The 19,225-nt window shown below is 61.2% G+C and carries 15 protein-coding genes; 14 read left to right on the top strand and 1 reads right to left on the bottom strand.

Annotated elements, in window-relative coordinates; genetic code table 11:
• The 11 genes from A3722_RS18835 to A3722_RS18785 form a co-directional block, all read left to right on the top strand.
• Nucleotides 1-696 (top strand): ABC transporter permease (locus A3722_RS18835; protein ID WP_067916367.1); only part of this gene is annotated, 696 nt, incomplete at its 5' end.
• Complete coding sequence (locus A3722_RS18830; RefSeq protein WP_067629497.1) at nt 693-1,508, top strand: ABC transporter permease; 816 nt, start codon at nt 693-695, stop codon at nt 1,506-1,508. The genes A3722_RS18835 and A3722_RS18830, both read left to right, overlap by 4 nt.
• Entirely contained in the window at nt 1,505-3,106 is a 1,602-nt protein-coding gene (locus A3722_RS18825) for an ABC transporter ATP-binding protein (RefSeq protein ID WP_067629491.1), read from the top strand. Before A3722_RS18830 ends, A3722_RS18825 begins: the two co-directional genes overlap by 4 nt.
• 232 nt (nt 3,107-3,338) lie before the next feature.
• Entirely contained in the window at nt 3,339-4,298 is a 960-nt protein-coding gene (locus A3722_RS18820; RefSeq protein ID WP_067629490.1) for a TAXI family TRAP transporter solute-binding subunit, read from the top strand.
• Between the two features lie 103 nt (nt 4,299-4,401).
• On the top strand, nt 4,402-7,155 hold the full coding sequence (locus A3722_RS18815) for a TRAP transporter permease (RefSeq protein WP_067629489.1): 2,754 nt from the start codon (nt 4,402-4,404) through the stop codon (nt 7,153-7,155).
• Between the two features lie 12 nt (nt 7,156-7,167).
• Complete coding sequence (locus A3722_RS18810; protein WP_067629488.1) at nt 7,168-7,599, top strand: universal stress protein; 432 nt, start codon at nt 7,168-7,170, stop codon at nt 7,597-7,599.
• 67 nt (nt 7,600-7,666) lie between these two features.
• A complete protein-coding gene (locus A3722_RS18805; protein ID WP_067629486.1) occupies nt 7,667-8,749 on the top strand; it encodes a carbon-nitrogen hydrolase family protein in 1,083 nt (360 codons plus the stop codon).
• 65 nt (nt 8,750-8,814) lie between these two features.
• Complete coding sequence (locus A3722_RS18800) at nt 8,815-11,550, top strand: aminotransferase class I/II-fold pyridoxal phosphate-dependent enzyme (RefSeq protein ID WP_067629484.1); 2,736 nt, start codon at nt 8,815-8,817, stop codon at nt 11,548-11,550.
• 17 nt (nt 11,551-11,567) lie between these two features.
• Nucleotides 11,568-13,025, top strand: a complete 1,458-nt coding sequence (locus A3722_RS18795) for a biotin carboxylase (RefSeq protein ID WP_067629482.1) — start codon at nt 11,568-11,570, stop codon at nt 13,023-13,025.
• A gap of 17 nt (nt 13,026-13,042) precedes the next feature.
• On the top strand, nt 13,043-14,014 hold the full coding sequence (locus tag A3722_RS18790; protein ID WP_067629480.1) for a C45 family autoproteolytic acyltransferase/hydolase: 972 nt from the start codon (nt 13,043-13,045) through the stop codon (nt 14,012-14,014).
• Nucleotides 14,011-15,114, top strand: coding sequence for a CaiB/BaiF CoA transferase family protein (locus tag A3722_RS18785; protein ID WP_067629479.1), 1,104 nt, complete (start codon nt 14,011-14,013; stop codon nt 15,112-15,114). Before A3722_RS18790 ends, A3722_RS18785 begins: the two co-directional genes overlap by 4 nt.
• A 51-nt stretch (nt 15,115-15,165) precedes the next feature.
• Here A3722_RS18785 and A3722_RS18780 read toward each other — a convergent pair whose 3' ends face one another.
• Nucleotides 15,166-15,726: a type 1 glutamine amidotransferase domain-containing protein gene (locus tag A3722_RS18780; RefSeq protein ID WP_067629478.1), complete on the bottom strand. Its 561-nt coding sequence runs from the start codon at nt 15,724-15,726 to the stop codon at nt 15,166-15,168.
• A gap of 157 nt (nt 15,727-15,883) precedes the next feature.
• Between A3722_RS18780 and A3722_RS18775 the strand changes: the two genes are divergently transcribed.
• From A3722_RS18775 to A3722_RS18765, 3 genes are read left to right on the top strand one after another with little or no spacing between them, the layout of a single operon-like run.
• Nucleotides 15,884-16,531 (top strand): paraquat-inducible protein A, encoded by a 648-nt coding sequence (locus A3722_RS18775; protein WP_067629476.1) that lies wholly within the window; start codon nt 15,884-15,886, stop codon nt 16,529-16,531.
• Nucleotides 16,489-17,148: a paraquat-inducible protein A gene (locus A3722_RS18770; protein ID WP_201722075.1), complete on the top strand. Its 660-nt coding sequence runs from the start codon at nt 16,489-16,491 to the stop codon at nt 17,146-17,148. Before A3722_RS18775 ends, A3722_RS18770 begins: the two co-directional genes overlap by 43 nt.
• Entirely contained in the window at nt 17,141-19,225 is a 2,085-nt protein-coding gene (locus A3722_RS18765) for a PqiB family protein (protein WP_067629472.1), read from the top strand. The genes A3722_RS18770 and A3722_RS18765 overlap by 8 nt, the downstream gene beginning before the upstream one ends.

Below are 19,225 nucleotides of genomic sequence, written 5' to 3'. Positions count from 1 at the left end.
ACCCCGGTGACCGAGATGATCGGTGACCGGCTTTGGGTCTCTGTGCCCTTGGCGCTTTATGCGCTTTTCCTCTCTGTCATCGTGGCCTTTCCGGCGGGCATCTACGCCGCTTCCCGCCGGGGGCGGGCGGGCGACGTTGGCGTCATGGGGGCAACGCAATTGGGCGTGGCAGTGCCGAACTTTTGGTTCGCCATGATCCTTGTGCTGATCTTTTCGATCAACCTGCGCTGGTTTTCAGCGGGCGGCTTCGTCGGCTGGGACAAGGGGCTTTTCGCCGGGCTGCATGCGCTGACCCTGCCTGCCATTGCGCTTGCCTTGCCACAGGCGGCGATCCTCGCGCGGGTCATGCGCTCGGCCCTGCTGGATGTCTTGGGCGAAGATTTCATGCGGACCGCGCGGGCCAAGGGGCTGACGGCGCGGCAGGCGCTTTGGCGGCACGGGCTGCGCAATGCGCTGATCCCGGTGCTGACGATCATCGGTTTGCAGTTCTCCTTCCTGCTGGCCGGGTCAATCATTATCGAGCAGGTCTTTTACCTGCCGGGCCTTGGGCGGCTGGTGTTCCAGTCGATCTCGGCGCGGGATTTGATCGTGGTCGAGTCGGTGGTGATGCTCTTGGTCTTTTCGGTGATCTTGGTGAATTTCCTTGTCGATCTGGCCTATGCCGCCGTCGATCCCCGGTTGAGGGCCCGCACATGAACCGCAACCTGTTTCTTGGGGCCGTGTTGACCTCGGTCTTTTTGCTGGCGGCGCTGATCTCCTTTGTCTGGACGCCTTATGACTATGCCGGGCTCGACATCGCGAACAAGCTGCACAGCCCGTCGCTGGCGCATCCGATGGGCACGGATCACTTTGGCCGCGATATTCTGAGCATGATCATGGTCGGCGCGCGGACCTCTATCGCCGTGGCGTTGGTGGCGGTGGGCATCGGCATGGGCGCGGGCGTGCCGCTGGGGCTTTGGGCCGCAGCGCGGCGTGGGAGCCTTGTGGATGAAGTCATCATGCGCGGCAATGATCTGGTCTTTGCCTTTCCGGCCATTGTCATCGCCATTTTGATCACGGCGGTCTTTGGCGCCGGGGCGATCAATGCGATCATTGCCATCGGCATCTTTAACATCCCCGTTTTCGCCCGGATCACACGCGGGGCGGCGCTGTCTTTGTGGCAACGTGAATTCATCCTCGCCGCGCGGGTCGCCGGTAAATCCGCCGCGCGTATCTCGGCGGAGCATATCCTGCCCAATGTCGCCAATCTGCTGATCGTGCAGGGGACCATCCAATTCTCTCTGGGTATCCTTGCCGAAGCGGGGCTGAGCTACGTCGGCCTTGGCGCGCAGCCGCCGGTGCCGTCATGGGGCCGAATGTTGGCCGATGCGCAAACCATGGTCAGTATTGCGCCGCATATGGCCTTGATGCCGGGTTTCGCGATCATCCTGACGGTGCTGGGGTTGAACTTGATGGGTGACGGGCTGCGGGACATGCTTGATCCCCGCCTGAGGGTGGCACGCACATGACGCTTTTGACTGTCTCCAATCTCTCGCTGTCGATCCACGGGCTGCGCATCCTCGACGGGGTGACCTTTTCCGTCGCACCGGGAGAGATCGTAGCCGTGACCGGGGAAAGCGGCTCGGGCAAGTCGATGACCGCGCTGGCGGCAATGCAACTGCTGCCCAAGGGGGGCACGACCACCGGCCATATCATGCTGGGCGATGACGATCTGAGCCAGATGAGCGAAGCGACGCTGTGCGGCGTGCGCGGCAATGACATCGGCATGGTGTTTCAAGAGCCGATGACCGCGCTGAATCCGGTGCAGACCATTGGCCGCCAAGTGGCCGAAACCATCCGCGTGCATGAGCCCAGCGTCTCACGCGCCGAGGCCGAGGCCCGCGCCGCCGAAACGCTGACCCGCGTCGGCCTGCCCCAAGACCGCTTCCCCCTGTCGCGCTATCCGCATGAGTTGAGCGGCGGGCAACGTCAGCGGGTGGTAATCGCCATCGCCATCGCCCTGCGTCCCCGTCTGTTGATCGCCGATGAGCCGACCACGGCGCTAGATGTCACCACACAGGCGCAAATCCTCGCCCTGCTGACCCGTCTGGCGCGCGAAGATGGCATGGGGCTGTTGATGATTACCCATGACCTTGCCGTCGTGGCCGATATGGCCGACCGGATCATCGTCATGCGCAAGGGCCAGATTGTCGAGCAAGGAGAGACTCAGAGCCTGCTGCGCGACATGCGCCACCCCTATACCAAGATGCTCTTCGAGGCCTCCCGCCATGAGGTCAACCTGCCCACGCCACCCGCGCCCGTGCCGCTGCTGGAGGTCAAAGGCGTCTGCCGCGATTACCATCTGCCGCGCAAAACCCTGTTCGGTGCGCCGGGCACGTTCCGCGCGGTGGACAACCTCAGCTTTACCCTGAACCGGGGGGAGCGGTTGGGCTTGGTGGGGGAATCCGGTTGCGGAAAATCGACCCTGACGCGGGCGATTTTGGGTCTGGAACAGGTGCAAGAGGGCAGCATCACCGTCGATGGTCAGCCCGTCTTTACCGGGACAAAGCCGAACCTTGCCGTGCGCCGCAAGATGCAGGTGGTGTTCCAAGACCCTTTCGGCAGCTTCAATCCGCGCCACCGGGTTGATCGGTTGGTGACCGAGCCTTTCCACCTGCTCGACAGCGCGCCGCAGGGGGCGGAGCGGACCCGCGCGATTGACGAAGCGCTGACCGCCGTGGGGCTGCGCCCCGCAGATGCGCGCAAATACATTCACGAATTCTCGGGCGGACAGCGCCAGCGGATCGCCATTGCCCGCGCGCTGATCATCCGGCCAGAGTTAATCCTTTTCGACGAGGCGGTTAGCGCGCTGGATGTCTCGGTCCGGGCGCAGATCCTCGATCTGCTGGCCGATCTTTGCAGCCATTATGACCTGACCTATCTCTTTATCTCGCACGACCTGTCGGTGGTGCGTACGGTGACGGACCGGGTGCTGGTGATGCAGTCCGGCAAGATCGTAGAGGCCGGAGAGACAACGCAGGTCTTCGACGCGCCGCAGCACGCCTATACCAAATCGCTCATCGCCGCCGCGCCGGTTCTGCCGGATTTGCCTCAGCGTGTAGGATAGGCTTTGGGGGTCGGGTTACGCCATGAAAGGGAGTTGCATTGATCGCGATGGCAATCCGACCTAACCTGAATTCGGGGATTCCCGCCACAAGGGCATGTCTGCTTGGGCCCTGAACGGCGCGTTAGAAATTTCCCTGCCCAGTCAATTGCCTAAAGGCTGCGGCGCTCTACTTGTGCATGCAATGGTGTCCGCCTAAAGGGTGGTCCGCCAATATAACAATGGGAGACATCTTATGAAAATGTTCAAAATGCTCGCGATGACCGGTGCCATGGTGGCCGGCACTGCGGCCATGGCGCAGGAAAAGTTCATCACCATCGGCACCGGTGGCCAGACAGGCGTTTACTTCGTCGTCGGTCAGTCGATCTGCCGTCTGGTGAACCGCGGCACAGCGGATCACAACCTGAAATGCACCGCGCCCTCCACCGGCGGGTCCATCGCCAACATCAACGCGATCAAAGCGGGCGACATGGACATGGGCGTTGCCCAGTCCGACTGGCAGTTCCACGCCTACAACGGCTCCTCGCAGTTCGAAGGTGACAAGTTCGACAACCTGCGCGCGGTCTTCTCCGTGCATGGTGAGCCGTTTAACGTCATCGCCCGTGCTGATAGCGGCATCGAGTCCTTTGACGACCTCAAAGGAAAGCGCGTCAACATCGGCAACCCCGGTTCCGGTCAGCGCGCCACCATGGAAGTCGTGATGGACGCCAAGGGCTGGACGCTGGACGATTTCGCACTGGCCTCCGAGCTGAAACCAGCCGAGCAGGCCGCCGCTCTGGGCGACAACAAAGTGGATGCGATCATCTACACCGTTGGCCACCCGAATGGCTCCATCCAAGAAGCCGTGTCGACCATCGACGCCAAGCTGATCCCCGTGGATGGTGATGCGATCCAAGGCCTGATCGACGACAACCCCTATTATGCCGAGGCCACCGTGCCGGGCGGCATGTACAAGGGCACCGACGAAGACGTGAAAACCTTCGGCGTGAAAGCGACCTTTGTGACATCCGCTGATGTGGATGACGATGTGGTCTATCAGGTCGTCAAAGCTGTCTTTGACAACTTCGACCGTTTCAAGCGTCTGCACCCGGCGTTCGAGAACCTGACCCAAGAAGAGATGATCTCGGGCGGTCTGTCTGCGCCGCTGCACCCCGGTGCAGAGAAGTATTACAAAGAGCAAGGTTGGATCGAGTAATCTTCGCGTGACATGATAGCTCTGGCGGCGGTACGCTGCCGTCAGAGACCCGAAAAGAACAATATGCGCATCCACCCCAAGGTGGAGCCGACAGGGGGACGATATGTCTGAGAAGGACCAGCAAAAGGCGGCGGCTGTCGAAACCGCCGCAACCGGTGACCGAGGCGGACTGAGCCAGGCGGAACTGGACGAACTTGTCGCTTCTTCTGATACGGGCGGCCGTGCTGTAAGCGGGCTGATGGGCACCTTGCTGCTGTTGGTGGCACTGGCTTGGTCGCTGTTTCAACTCTACATCGCGTCACCCATTGGTCTGTTCAATGATACGCTGGCCCGCTCCATTCACTTGGGCTTTGCCGTATTCCTTGGCATCATGGTGTTCCCGGCCACGCGCACGAGTTTTCAGGTGGCACTTGGTGTCATCGTTCCGGCCGTTCTTGCCGCGCTCTTTATGGTCAGCACCAAAGATTCGACCGCGATTTGGTGGATCCCGATCCCCGCACTTTTCGTGATTGCGACAGTGCTGCTCGGCTCGCCCAAGAACCGCGTTCCAATCTGGGAATGGGCATTGGCGATCGTTGGCACCTTTTGTGCGCTTTACCTCTTTATCTTCTACCGCGAAATCGCCAACCGCGTCGGCGCGCCGATCCTGCCAGACTATATCGCAGGGGTTACCGGACTGTTAATCCTGCTCGAAGCCACCCGCCGCGCGCTTGGGCCTGCGTTGATGATCGTGGCGAGCATTTTTCTTTTCTACACCGTGCTTGGCCCTTCTATGCCCAGCATCATCGCCCATAAGGGCAACAGCCTGTCGGAGATCGTGAACCACCAGTGGATCACCACCGAGGGCGTCTTTGGCATCGCGCTTGGTGTGTCGACCTCTTTCGTGTTCCTCTTCGTGCTGTTCGGCTCGCTGTTGGACCGTGCGGGCGCGGGCAACTACTTCATTCAGGTCGCATTCAGCCTCATGGGCCACATGCGCGGCGGTCCGGCGAAAGCGGCGGTTGTGGCATCGGCCATGACCGGCCTGATTTCCGGTTCCTCCATCGCCAACGTTGTGACCACCGGCACATTCACCATTCCGCTGATGAAGAAAGTGGGCTTCAACTCCGAGAAAGCCGGCGCGGTCGAGGTGGCCTCTTCGGTCAACGGTCAGATCATGCCGCCTGTGATGGGCGCTGCGGCGTTCCTGATGGTCGAGTATGTCGGCATCCCCTATTTCGACGTGGTCAAACACGCCTTCTTGCCTGCGGTTATCTCTTACATCGCGCTGGTCTACATCGTGCACCTTGAAGCGATGAAAGCCGGGATGCAGGGTCTGCCCCGCGCCTATACGCCCAAGCCGCTGGTGCAGCAGTTGATCGGCATCGCCTTTGCGATCATCGCCATCTGCGCCCTGTCCTTTGCCGTCTATTACCTGATGGGCTGGATCCGCCCGGCCTTCCCTGAGACAGCGGGCTACATCATCTTTGTCTTCCTCACGGCGGTCTATGTTGGCCTGCTCTATGTGGCGAGTAAGGAAGAACCGTTGAAACTGGACGATCCCAATGCTGAGGTGACATCGTTGCCGATGCCCGGGCCGACCGCGCGGTCAGGGCTGCATTTCATCCTGCCTGTCGTCGTGCTGGTCTGGGCGCTGATGGTCGACCGCCTGTCGCCCGGCCTCTCGGCCTTTTGGGCGGCGGCTTATATGATCTTTATCCTGCTGACACAGCGCCCGCTGATGGCGATGTTCCGCGGCGAAAGCCAGTTTGTGAACGACGTGAAGGCGGGTGTGCTTGACCTGATCGACGGGTTGGTCACCGGCGCACGCAACATGATCGGTATCGGCATCGCCACGGCAACGGCTGGTATCATCGTCGGCGCGGTGAGCCAGACCGGCGTCGGCTCGGCGCTGGCCGATGTGGTTGAGGTGCTCTCGGGCGGCAATATCCTTGCGATCCTCTTCCTGACCGCGGTCCTGTCGCTGATCCTTGGCATGGGCTTGCCCACCACTGCGAACTACATCGTCGTCTCGGCCCTGTTGGCGCCGGTGATCGTGACATTGGGTCAGCAGAACGGGCTGATCGTGCCGCTGATCGCCGTGCACCTCTTTGTGTTCTACTTCGGCATCATGGCCGATGTGACCCCGCCGGTGGGTCTGGCAAGCTTTGCCGCCGCCGCCGTTTCGGGCGGTGATCCGATCCGCACGGGTCTCGTGGCCTTCTTCTACTCCCTGCGCACAGCTGCGCTGCCGTTCCTGTTTATCTTCAACACGGAACTGCTGTTGATCGGGGTCACATGGGGGCAGGGGCTGTTCATCTTTGTCGTGGCAACCGTGGCGATGCTGCTTTTCGCCGCCGCGACCCAAGGCTGGTTTTTGGCCCGCAACCGTTTCTATGAAACCATCGCGCTGCTGCTGATTGCCTTTACCCTGTTCCGTCCGGGCTTTTGGATGGACATGGTCTATCCGCCCTATAGTGAAGAGGCCCCGACCGAGATCGTGCAGGCGGCTGAGGAAACGCCCGCCGGTGAGCGGCTGCGCCTGCGCGTTGCGGGTGTGAACGATCTGGGCGACCCGCTGGAGTTCGTCGCGCTGCTGCCGATCGGCGCGGGCGAGACGGGGGCCGAGAAGCTGGAAGCCGCAGGTCTCATGTTCCGCGAGGATGGCGACAAGATGATCATCGACGATGTTCTCTACGATAGCCCTGCACAAGGCGCGGGCCTTGATTGGGACCAAGAGGTGCTGCGCGTGCTGAAACCGATGCCGCAACCCAGCAAATATTGGATGTTCATCCCCGCGCTGTTGCTGCTGGCACTGGTCGTCTTCCTGCAACGGGGCCGTGCCGCGCGTGACACCCGCAAGCCCGCGACAGCCTGAGGAGGGCGCACCATGTTTGACAATATCTTGCTGACGGTTGACCTGAGTGACCCAAAATCATGGGAGAAAGCGCTGCCGCAGGCGGTGGATATGATCCGTCTGTCCAAGGGCACCCTGCATATCCTGTCGGTCGTGCCTGACATGGGCACGCCGCTGGTCGAAGGGTTCTTTCCCGCAGATTACGAAAAACAGGCCACAGGCCGCGCGGCCAAAGCGCTTGAAAAACTTGTCGGGCGGGAAGTGCCTGATGACGTAAAGGTGAAGCAGCACCTCAAGTTCGGCAAAATCCACCGCGAGGCGCTGAAAACGATAAAGAAATCAAACGCCGATCTGGTGGTCATGGGATCAGAACACCCCGACAGCCTGCGCGAATTCCTCGTCGGCTCCAACGCCGACCGCATTGTGCGTCGTTCGCCTGTTTCCGTTCTGGTCGTGAGGGCGTAAGACACGTGCGTCGCGGAGATAAGCAGGGAAATGGTCCATTGCGCCGCGTTGTTCGGAGTATTCACGCATGACCCCTTTCGCGATTGCCGGCGTGCAGATGTACGTCAATGCCTTGCAGCCCAATGTCGATGGCATGATCCAGCGGCTCGACATTCTGATGGCACGCTTCCCTTGGACGCAGATGGTGCTGTTCTCTGAACTGGCGCCTTTCGGTCCGCTCGACCGGTTTGCCCTGCCACCCGAGAACGAGACGATTGAACAGTTTCAGGCCGCCGCGCGGCGACACCGCGTCTGGCTGATCCCCGGTTCGATGTTCCTTAAGCATCCCGAAGATGGCCGGGTCTACAACACTTCGGTCGTCATCAACCCCGAAGGCGAAGTGGTGCGCCGCTATGCCAAGATGTTCCCGTTCCGGCCCTATGAGGCCGGGATCGCGGCGGGCAATGAATTCTGCATCTTTGACGTGCCGGATGTGGGCCGCTTTGGCCTGTCGATCTGCTATGACATGTGGTTCCCCGAGACGACGCGCCAGCTGACCTCTCAGGGTGTCGAAGTGCTGTTGCACCCCGTTCTGACTGGCACCACGGACCGCGACGCAGAGCTTGCCATCGCGCGGGCCACGGCGGCGCAGTTCCAGTGCTATATCTTTGACGTGAACGGCCTTGGCGCTGGCGGTGTGGGCAAGTCCTGTGTCGTTGATCCGACCTCGATGGTGCTGCACCAGTCGGCAGGCCAAGAAGACATGTTCCCGATTGAGATCGATCTCAACATGGTGCGCCGCCAGCGTGAGACGGGGATGAAGGGCTTGGGCCAGTTGCTCAAATCCTTCCGTGATCGCCCGACCGATTTCCCGGTCTATGACCGCGACAGCGGCGCGGATGCTTTCCTGCACACCCTCGGCCCGCTCGAAGTTCCGCAGCAGGGCAGCCGCGCGGGGCTGCATGTCGATGTGCCCGCCCAGCAGGTGCCTGCCGAGATCCCCGCTTATAAGGGCAAGAACGGTTTCCCGCCGGAACCGCTTGCCAGCGCCACCGCCGGCACCGCGCCGGAAGTGGCACAGACACCGGCGCCCGCGGCACCTGCTGCGGCCATGCCAGACCCACAAACAACGCCCGAAACACCCGGGCAGAACGACAATACCAGCGGCTAGGCCGAGGTTAGGTTCGCACACTGCGGTACCTAGGCATCGGTCGGCCCTCCAGCAGAGGACGACTGATGCATTCTATGAACGACTATTCCTCGGCCATTCAACTGCGGTCGGATCGGTGGAGCGCCCTGCGCGCCGCCGCCGCCGCCATGTCGCGTGACCCTAAGGGCAAAGGCGCGGCGCAGGGCCGCAAGGAAATCGAGGCGCTGTTCGACTCGCTGGCCCTGATTGAGCCCTATTGGGCCTTTCCGGGCATGTCCGCCTTTGACCACATGCGCCGTCAGTTTGCCCATGGCAATTTCGAGGATCTGGCCTTTGCCGTGAACCGTGTGACCCGTGCGCTAACCACCGGCGCTTACCGCCGTCGCACGATCCCGCTGGAACGCGACAGTCTGGATCAAGACGAACATGACGACGAGGCGATGCTCCCACCCGAGGCGCGCGCTCTGGCCAAGCCCTATTTCGAAGTGCTTATCGTTGACAATGTGAACGAACAGCAAGAGCGCTGGCTGCGCAGCAATGTCACCCGCATGCGCCGCAGCGAAGACCCGTTTATCTACGAAGCCGTCGTGGTGCCGAGCCTCGAAGACGCGCTGATTGCGGTGATGTTCAACCACAACATCCAAGCCATTGTGGTGCGTCCGGGGCTGACGCTGAAGTCGAAAGTCGATCAGCAAATCCTGACCCGCTACCTCGCCCGCGCAGGGGGGCGGGATGAGATCGACGCGCTTGAGCCCGAAAGCTACGGCCCCGAACTCTGCCGGATGATCGCCAAGGTCCGGCCCGAGTTGGACGCCTATCTGGTCACCGAACGCTCGGTCGAGGATATCGCGGGGCTCGATCTGGGGATTTGTCGGCGGGTTTTCTACAACCAAGAAGACTTCATGGAATTACACCTCAACATCCTGCGGGGGGTGCAGGCGCGCAACAAGTCGCCCTTCTTCACCGCGCTGGTGGAGTATTCCAAACAGCCCACAGGCGTCTTCCACGCCATGCCGATCAGCCGCGGCAAGTCGATCTCGCGCTCGCACTGGATTCAGGACATGGGCGCGTTCTACGGGCCTAACATCTTCCTTGCGGAGACTTCGGCAACCTCTGGCGGCCTCGACAGTCTGCTAGAACCGCATGGCCCGATCAAAGAAGCACAGGAACTGGCAAGCCGCGCTTTCGGCTCTAAACAGACGTTTTTCGCCACCAACGGCACCTCGACCTGCAACAAGATCGTGGTCCAGGCGCTGGTCCGGCCCGGCGACATCGTTCTGGTGGACCGTGACTGCCACAAGAGCCACCACTATGGCATGGTGCTGGCCGGCGCGCAGGTCAGCTATCTCGACAGCTACCCGCTGAATGAATACTCGATGTATGGCGCGGTGCCGCTGCGCGAGATCAAGCACCGGCTGCTGGAGCTGAAAGCGGCGGGCAAGCTTGATCGGGTGCGGATGCTTTTGCTGACCAACTGCACCTTCGACGGGCTGGTCTATAACGTCGAGCGGGTGATGGAGGAATGTCTGGCGATCAAGCCCGATCTGATCTTCCTCTGGGATGAGGCGTGGTTCGCTTTTGCCCGGTTTAGTCCCACGTATCGCCAGCGCACGGCGATGAACGCGGCCAATACCCTGCGCGAGAAATTCAAGTCTGACGCCCATGCCGAGGCCTATGAAGCGCAGCAAAAGACGCTGAAAGACGCGGATGATGAGACCCTGCTCAACACCCGGCTGATCCCGCCACCGCAGGCGCGGGTGCGGGCCTATGCCACGCAATCGACCCATAAAACCCTGACCTCCCTGCGGCAGGGGTCGATGATCCACGTCAACGATCAGGACTTCAAAGGCGAGGTCGAGCAGAGCTTTCACGAAGCCTATATGACCCACACGTCAACCTCGCCAAACTACCAGATCATCGCCTCGCTCGATGTCGGGCGACGGCAGGTGGAACTGGAAGGTTTCGAATTTGTCCAGCGGCAGGTCGAAGCGGCGATGTCTATGCGCCGCGCGATCAGCGAACACGCCTTGCTACGGAAGTATTTCAAAGTGCTTTCCGCCGGCGACATGATCCCCGAACAGCACCGCGAAAGCGGCGTCACCAGCTATTATGACGTGGAGCAGGGCTGGACTGATATGTGGGATTGTTGGGAGCAGGATGAGTTCGTCCTTGACGCCACCCGCGTTACCTTGGCCGTGGGCGGCACCGGTTGGGATGGCGATACCTTCAAGACGCAGATCCTGATGGATAAATACGGCATCCAGATCAACAAGACCTCGCGCAATACCGTGTTGTTCATGACCAACATCGGCACCACGCGCTCTTCGGTCGCCTATCTGATCGAAGTGCTGGTCGAGATCGCCAAGTCGCTCGACGATCTTTTGGACGATGCCAGCCGGATGGAACGGCTGTCGTTTGATCGGCGTGTCACCAACCTGATGGAAAACTACCCCCCGCTGCCGGATTTCAGTTGCTTCCACGAAGCCTTCCGCGCCGCGGATACGCCCGAGGGGGACATTCGCACGCCCTTCTTCCTCGCCTATGATGAGAAAAACTGTGACTACCTCGACCTGAACGGCTCACTCCAAGAGGTAATGGACGCGGGCGATACCGTGGTCTCGGCCAGTTTCATCATCCCCTATCCGCCCGGCTTTCCGATCCTTGTCCCCGGACAGGTCGTCAGTCAGGAAATTCTCGACTTTATGCGTGCCTTGGACGTGAGCGAGATCCACGGATACCGGCCCGATCTGGGCCTGCGCGTCTTTACCGCGGAGGCGCTGAAACGCGTGCGCCGCAAAGACCTTTCTTCTTCACCCGTTTGACCAAAAGGACCCACGACATGGTAAAAATTCTCAAGAATATCTCCGAAATCCGCCGGTTCTTTCACCGAAACGAGGACCCGGTCTATTTCATCTCGGCCACCAACTTCAATCTGCTCGGCCTTGATGAATGGGTGAAGAATTTCAAATACATCTGCTATATCGACTGCTACGGCGGTAAGCACCCCAACGTCTTTTGCCCCTCGGAACAGCCCCATGCAGAGTTCCAGAGCATCGAGGACATCAACAACTACTTGCTGCAGCACAAAGAGGTCATCGACTTTATCAAGCGCCGCGGCGGCAAGCCCAAGTTCGTCTTTTTGATGTTCGACGAAGAGACCGAGCGTCTCAGCAAGGAGTTGGGCGCCGAGGTCTGGTTCCCGAAAGCCAAGCTGCGCCAGTCTATGGACAACAAGATCGAAACCGTGCGCATCGGCAACAAGGCGGGCGTGCCCTCGGTGCCGAACGTTCTGGCCGAGGTGAAATCTTACGACGACCTGAAAAAGACCTGCGAGAAGGCCGGGATCGGCCATGATCTGGTGTTGCAGTCGGCCTATGGCGACAGCGGGCACACGACCTTCTTCATCAAGTCCGAAGCCGACTTCCGCCGCCACGAGAGCGAGATCATCGGCGAGGGCGAGATCAAGATCATGAAGCGGATTGATTGCCGTGGCGCGGCGATTGAGGCCTGTGCGACCAAGGAGGGCACCATCGTCGGCCCGCTGATGACCGAACTGGTAGGTTTCAAAGAACTGACCCCCTATCGCGGCGGCTGGTGCGGGAATGAAATCCTCGCCACCGCCTTCCCGCCGAAGGTGCGGGAGAAGGCCCGCGATCTGACCTTCAAGTTCGGGGAGCAGCTGCGCAAGGAGGGTTATCGCGGCTATTTCGAGCTCGATTTCCTGATCGACAAAAAGACCGGCGATCTGTGGCTGGGGGAGTTGAACCCGCGCATCACAGGTGCGTCTTCGATGACCAACCACGCCGCCTTTGCCCATGCCGATGCGCCGCTGTTCCTGTTCCACTTGCTGGAGTTCAGCCGCAAGAAGTTCAACCTCGACGTGGATGAGTTGAACGCCCGCTGGGCCGATCCGGACAACATCGACGGTTGGAGCCAGATGGTCATCAAACATACCGATGACAGCGTCGACATCTGCACCGAAGCGCCCGAGACCGGCATCTACAAGATGAAGGAAGACGGCAGTGTGGTCTTTGATCGCTTCGATTATCACCGCCGCGCGGTGGAGAGCGAGAACGAAGCCTTCTTCCTGCGCATCCTGCAACCGGGTGATTACCGCTACGAAGGCGCGGATATCGGCATCCTTGTGACGCGGGGGCGGTCGATGACCAAGTCTTTCCAGTTGAATGAGCGCGCGAAAAAGTGGATCCATGGGATCAAACGCAGTGTGGATGGCAAACCCCTGCCCACCGCGTCTGCTGGTCCGGAGCTTTCTGATCCGGCGTTCAAGATCCTGTAGCAAGATGAAAGGCCGCGATGTACTGGCGCGCAATGTCCGAAGATCAACCCGGCCCCAAGTGGGCCGGTCTCTTCGCAGCCTATTGGCCTGACTACCACGCATGGTGGCTGAAGGAAGGAGAGGCCGCGCGCCCGACCTATGCCCAATGCCGTCGCGCCTTGGGCAAACATATGCCCGAGATGCTGCCGCTTTATGATGAGCTTTGCACCCTCGCGGGCGGCGGCGATCACGCGGCGCGGTTTCTGAGCTTCTATTGCCCGCCGCCCTATCTCTCGGCCTGTTCACAGGCGATCTGGGCCGGGAAAGAACCGGTCATGGTGCGCAACTATGACTATAATCCCAATGCATTCGATGCGATGGTGCTGCGCTCGGGCTGGCAGGAGCGGCAGGTCATGGGCACCTCGGACGGGCTGTGGGGGCTGGTCGATGGGGTGAATGATGCGGGGCTGTCGATCTCGCTGACCTTTGGCGGGCGTCGTGTGGTAGGCGAAGGCTTCGGCGTGCCGCTGATCCTGCGCTATGTGCTGCAGACCTGCGAAACCGCGCAAGAGGCGGGCGAGGTGCTGGCACGGGTGCCGACGCATATGAGCTATAACGTCACCGTGCTCGACCGGAAGCGGCGCTACCTGACCGCGATGATGGCCCCTGACCGCCCGGCTGTCATCACCCGCGCCGCGGTGGCGACCAATCACCAAGAAAATGTGGAATGGATCAGCCACGCCCGTTTTACCGCCACGGTCGAGCGGGAGCGCTATCTTTTGCAACGTCTGCGTCTGCACCGCGACCCGGAAGAGAAATTCATCGGGGCGTTTCTGAAACCTCCGCTTTATTCCACGGCATTCAACGCCGGGTTCGGCACGCTTTACACCGCTGTTTACCGTCCACGAAAACGCGAGATGGAATTGCGCTGGCCCGGCACGACTTGGGCGCTGTCGCTGTCGGATTTCACCGAAGGCGCGCGGCAGGTCTTGGTGCCGGGGGCGGCATGAGCAGGGCGGCGCGCAAAGGGCCGCTGTCGTCGCTGCGGGTGGTGGAGTTCTCCGGCCTCGGCCCCGCACCACTGGCGGGGCAATTGCTGGCCGATCTGGGCGCGGATGTCATCACGGTCGACCGCAAAGCCGCCCCGGCGGACCCGTCCGATATCAACCGCCGTGGCAAGCGGTCGGTGGTGGTGAACCTGAAAACCCCCGAAGGGATCGCGGCAGGGCGGGCGCTGATTGCCTCTGCCGATGTGCTGATCGAAGGGTTCCGCCCCGGCGTGATGGAGCGTTTGGGCCTCGGCCCGACGAATTGCTCTGACAAGCTGATTTATGGCCGCATGACCGGCTGGGGTCAGACCGGCCCATGGGCGCAGACGGCGGGGCATGACATCAACTATCTGGCTCTGACCGGGGCCTTGCACGCCATGGGCAGCGCGGGTGCGCCCCCGGTGCCGCCTTTGAACATGGTGGCGGATTACGGCGGCGGCACGATGTTCTTGCTGTTTGGCATCCTCTCGGCAGTGATCGAGCGGGGGGTGACCGGCAAAGGTCAAGTTGTCGATGCTGCGATGGTCGACGGGGTGCCTGCGATGATGGGCCTTATCCACGGCATGTTGGCCCAAGGCACATGGACCGAGGAACGCGCTGCCAATTGGCTTGATGGAGCCGCGCCGTTTTACCGTTGCTACACCTGCGCCGATGGGAAGTTCATCTCGGTCGGCGCGTTGGAGCCGCAGTTCTACGCGATCCTGTTGGAGAAGCTGGGTCTGCCTGCGGACCTTGCCGCCAGTCAGAACGACCGGGCGACTTGGGAGGCGCGGACCGCCGAATTCGCCGCGATATTCGCAACCCGCACCCGTGATGATTGGGCGGCGCATTTCAACGGCACGGATGCCTGCGTAGCCCCCGTGCTCAGCTTTTCCGAAGCGCCGGATCACCCGCAGATGGCGGCGCGGGGCAATGTGGTGAAGGTGGACGCCGTGCTGCAATCGGGCCGTGCGCCGCGTTTTGGCGCAACTGCGCCCCAGATGCCCAGCCCCCCGCGTGGCATTGGGGCGGACACCGATGCGGTGCTGGCGGAGCTTGGCCTGCGTTTGGACCGCGCCTAAAAAACCCCCGGCGCGAGGGCCGGGGGTCAATCTTGGAACGAAAGCTCAGGCTTAGGCCGCTTTGCGGTCGTGTTTGCCTTCTTCGATCTCCTCGACGATCTTGGCGACGAATGCGTCGAGATCCTCGGGCGAGCGGCTGGTCACGATGCCTTGGTCGGCCACCACTTCGCTGTCTTCATACTGCGCGCCGGCGTTCTTCACGTCGGTCGCGATGGAGTTAAAGCAGGTTGCGTTACGGCCTTTGATGATGCCCGCTTCGATCAGCAGCCATGGGGCATGGCAAATCGCGGCGACGGTCTTGCCGCTGTCGTGGAACTTGCGGATCAGGGCCACCGCGTCTTTGTTGGCGCGCAGCAGGTCAGGATTGATCTGGCCGCCGGGCAGCACGATGCCTTGGTAGTCATCAACATTTACGTCCCGAAGGGCGAGGTCTGCGGGCACGGTGTTGCCCCAGTCGTCTTCGTCCCAGCCCTTGATCTCATTCCCGTCGGGGGTGGCCACATGGACGGTGGCGCCGCGGTCGCGGAGATCGTTCAGGGGTTTTTCCAGTTCGGACTGCTCAAAACCGTTGGTGGCGAGGATCAGGATCTTTGCATTGGTGATATCGGTCATTGCTTTCTCCTTTGTGATTTCTGCTGGACCAACGATGTGCATGGTCCCCTGTTCCGCTCACATTCGCGCGAGGGCAGTGATCCGCCGGTGCAGATGCGCCACAGGGCCGCGAATATTTGTTGATACAGCTAAGAGCGGCATCATATATGCGTTCAGAATGGATCACCCCGACACCCCCCTCGCCGAACTGCCCATGGACGAATTGATCGTCTGTCCGCAATGCGACGCCGTCTACCGGCTACGCCGCCCCGCCCATGGGGAACGCGCGGCTTGTGAGCGGTGCCACACGGCCCTGATCACGCCGCGCAGGAATGCAGGTTTGCAGATCATCGCTGTGGCGGTGGCGGTCATGGTGTTGATCATCGGGGCGGCGGTCTTTCCCTTCCTTACGATTGACGCGGCGGGGGCCCGCAACGCGGTGTCGGTGCTGGATGCGGCGCTTGCCTTTTCCGGGGGGCCGATGATCTTTCTGTCGCTGGCCACGGCGGCGCTGATCTTTTTCATCCCGCTTTTGCGGGTATTGCTGACGCTCTATGTGTTGATCCCCGTGGTGCTGGATCGCCCGGCCGCGCGGCATGCCGTCGCCGCCTTTCGCCTGTCAGAGGAACTGCGCCCTTGGTCGATGGCCGAGGTCTTTGCCATCGGCTGTGCGGTGGCGCTGGTTAAAGTGGCCGATCTGGCCGATGTCGGCTTTGGCCCGGCGTTTTACATGTTCGGCGCGCTGGTGGTCCTCGTCATCGCGCAGGACAGATTCTTATGCAAATGGTCTGTATGGAACTCTCTGGAACATCCCAAGACATCCTGAGCGCGCGGGAATTGGGCGTTGTGGCCTGCACCCGTTGTAGCAAGCCCGCGCCGATGGGCACGCAGACCTGCAGCCGCTGCGGCAGCAAGCTGGTCTCACGCGATCGGTTGAGCCTTCAGCGTGTCTGGGCGTTCTGGACCGTTGGGCTGATGTGCTACATCCCCGCCAACACCTACCCGATGCTCAAGACCCGGACGCTGTTTCAGGTCGAGGAAAGCACCATCATCGGCGGCGCGGTGGAACTGGCGCAATACGGCAATTGGGGGATCGCCTTTATCATCCTCTTTGCCTCTGTTGCCATTCCGCTGGCCAAGTTCATGGCCGTGGCCTTTCTTGCGATCAGCGTCAAACGGCGCTCTGTCACCTCGCAGCGGCAGCGGCACTACCTTTACGAAGTGGTTGAGTACATTGGCCGCTGGTCAATGATTGATATCTTTGTGGTTGCGATTTTATCCGCTCTGGTGCAACTCAAGACACTGGCCGCCATCAATCCCGGTACCGCGAGCATCTTTTTCGCCCTCTCCGTGATCTTTACCATGCTGGCGGCGCAAGCGTTTGATACCCGTATGATCTGGGACGCTCAGACCAAGGACGAGGGCCTGAAAACCGATGACTAAGACGCCTCCCGACGTACCGATTTCTCCGACACGCAAGATGTTCCTCAGTGGGGCGTCGGTGATCTGGATCATCCCGATCCTTGCCCTGATCGTGGCGCTCTTCGTGGCGTATCGCTCTTATAGTGAACGCGGCCCGGTGATCATTGTGGAGTTCGAAGAGGGCGCGGGCATCTCTGCCGGAGAGACCGAATTGCGCTTTCGCGATGTGACGGTCGGTGTGGTCGAAAAGGTCGGCTTCACCTCGGATCTGGACCGGGTGACGGCGCATATCCGGCTGGACAAAGATGTAGCCCCCTATATCGACAACGGCGCGGTCTTTTGGGTCGTGCAGCCCGAAGTCACCGCGCAGGGCATTACCGGCCTCAGCACGGTGCTGAGCGGTGTCTATATCGAAGGGTCATGGGACCAACAGGTCGGCCCGGCGGCGCAGCGTTTTCAAGGGTCCTCGACCGAGCCTTTGATCCGTGGCGGTCAGGGCGGGCTTGAGATTGCCTTTCGGTCCACCGCCAATGGCCAGCTGACCGACAATGCGCCGATCCTTTACAAGGGCATCGAAGTGGGCCGCGTAGGCTATGCCAAGATTGCCCCGCGGGGCAACTTTGCCATTGTTGAGGCGCTGATCTTTGAAGAGCACCGCCAACTGATCAATGAATCCACCCGTTTCTGGGACGCCTCCGGCTTTAGCGTCAACATCGGCCCGGCGGGGGCCGAGATCGACTTTTCCTCGCTCGCTACCCTCGTGGGCGGCGGCATCACCTTTGACACCTTCGTCTCGGGCGGGGCGCAGGTGTCTGACGGGACGGTGTTTGAGATCTACCCCGACAAGGAAACCGCGCGGAACTCTGTCTTTAACGCTTCCGAAGTCGATCCGCTCAAGTTGAGCGTTGTGTTCGACGACAATATCTCAGGGCTGATCGTCGGCGCCCCAGTTGAAATGAGCGGGCTTGAGATTGGTGAGGTCGAGACCCTCTCGGGCCTCGTGGATTTCGAACGCTTCGGCGATAGCCGGGTTCGGCTCAACGCGATCTTGTCGATCCAACCGGCGCATCTGGGATTGCAAGACGACGTAACCGCCGAAGCCGCGCTGGCCTTCTTGCAAGAGCGTGTGGAAAACGGCCTGCGTGCGCGGCTGGCCTCGGCCAGTCTGCTGACCGGCGGCTTGAAGGTTGAGTTCGTGACGGTGGAAGACGTGCCTGAGGCATCGTTGGAAGCGGCTGATAACGGTCTTGCGCTGATGCCGACCACTGAAAGCGATGTTTCCGATGCGGCGGCCACGGTCGAAGGGGTCTTTACCCGCATCAACAGCCTGCCGATCGAAGAGTTGCTCAACAGTGCGATTACTTTCCTCAATTCGGCAGAGGCTTTCGTCTCAGACGAAGACCTGCGCGAAACGCCGCAGGATGTGCGGACCCTTTTGGGTGAACTGACGGGGCTGGTCTCTTCCGAGGAGGTCAAGAACGTGCCGATCGCCTTGAACGGAACGCTGGTGCGGATCGAAGAACTGGTGGCCCAGCTTGAGGAAGAGCGGATCGCCGAGCGCCTGTCCACCGCGCTTGAAGGGGCGTCGGAGGCGGCGAACGCGGTATCGTCTTCGGTTGAGGGCGTGCCAGAGTTGGTCGAGCGCATTCAGGCCGTGGCGGCCAAAGCGGAAACGCTGGAAGTCGAAGAATTGGTCGTCGCGCTGACGGACCTCACCGAATCCGCCGATGCGGTGATCGGCACCGAAGATGCGGTGGCCCTGCCGGGCGCGCTCAAGCGGGCATTGGATGAGGTGAACGCCACGTTGGTAGAATTGCGCGAAGGCGGCGCGGTTGAGAATGTGAACCGCACCTTGGCCTCGGCCCGCAATGCGGCGGATAGCATCGCCGTCTCGGCCCGCGATCTGCCGCAGGTGGTCGAACGTTTGACCGCGCTTTTCGCGCAGGCCAGCCGCACCATAGAAGGCTATAACCAAGGCGAACAGCTAAGCCGCAGCGCCGAGCGCACCCTGCGCGACATCCAGAAAGCCGCCGATGCGCTTGCATCTTTGGCGCGGACCATCGAACGTAACCCCAATTCTCTATTGCTGGGACGGTAA

The sequence above is a fragment of the Sulfitobacter sp. HI0027 genome (genome assembly GCF_001634775.1).
Taxonomy (GTDB): Bacteria; Pseudomonadota; Alphaproteobacteria; order Rhodobacterales; family Rhodobacteraceae; genus Sulfitobacter.
The sequence above is the reverse complement of the archived record's forward strand: the minus strand, read 5'-3'. Positions and strand labels throughout refer to the sequence as shown.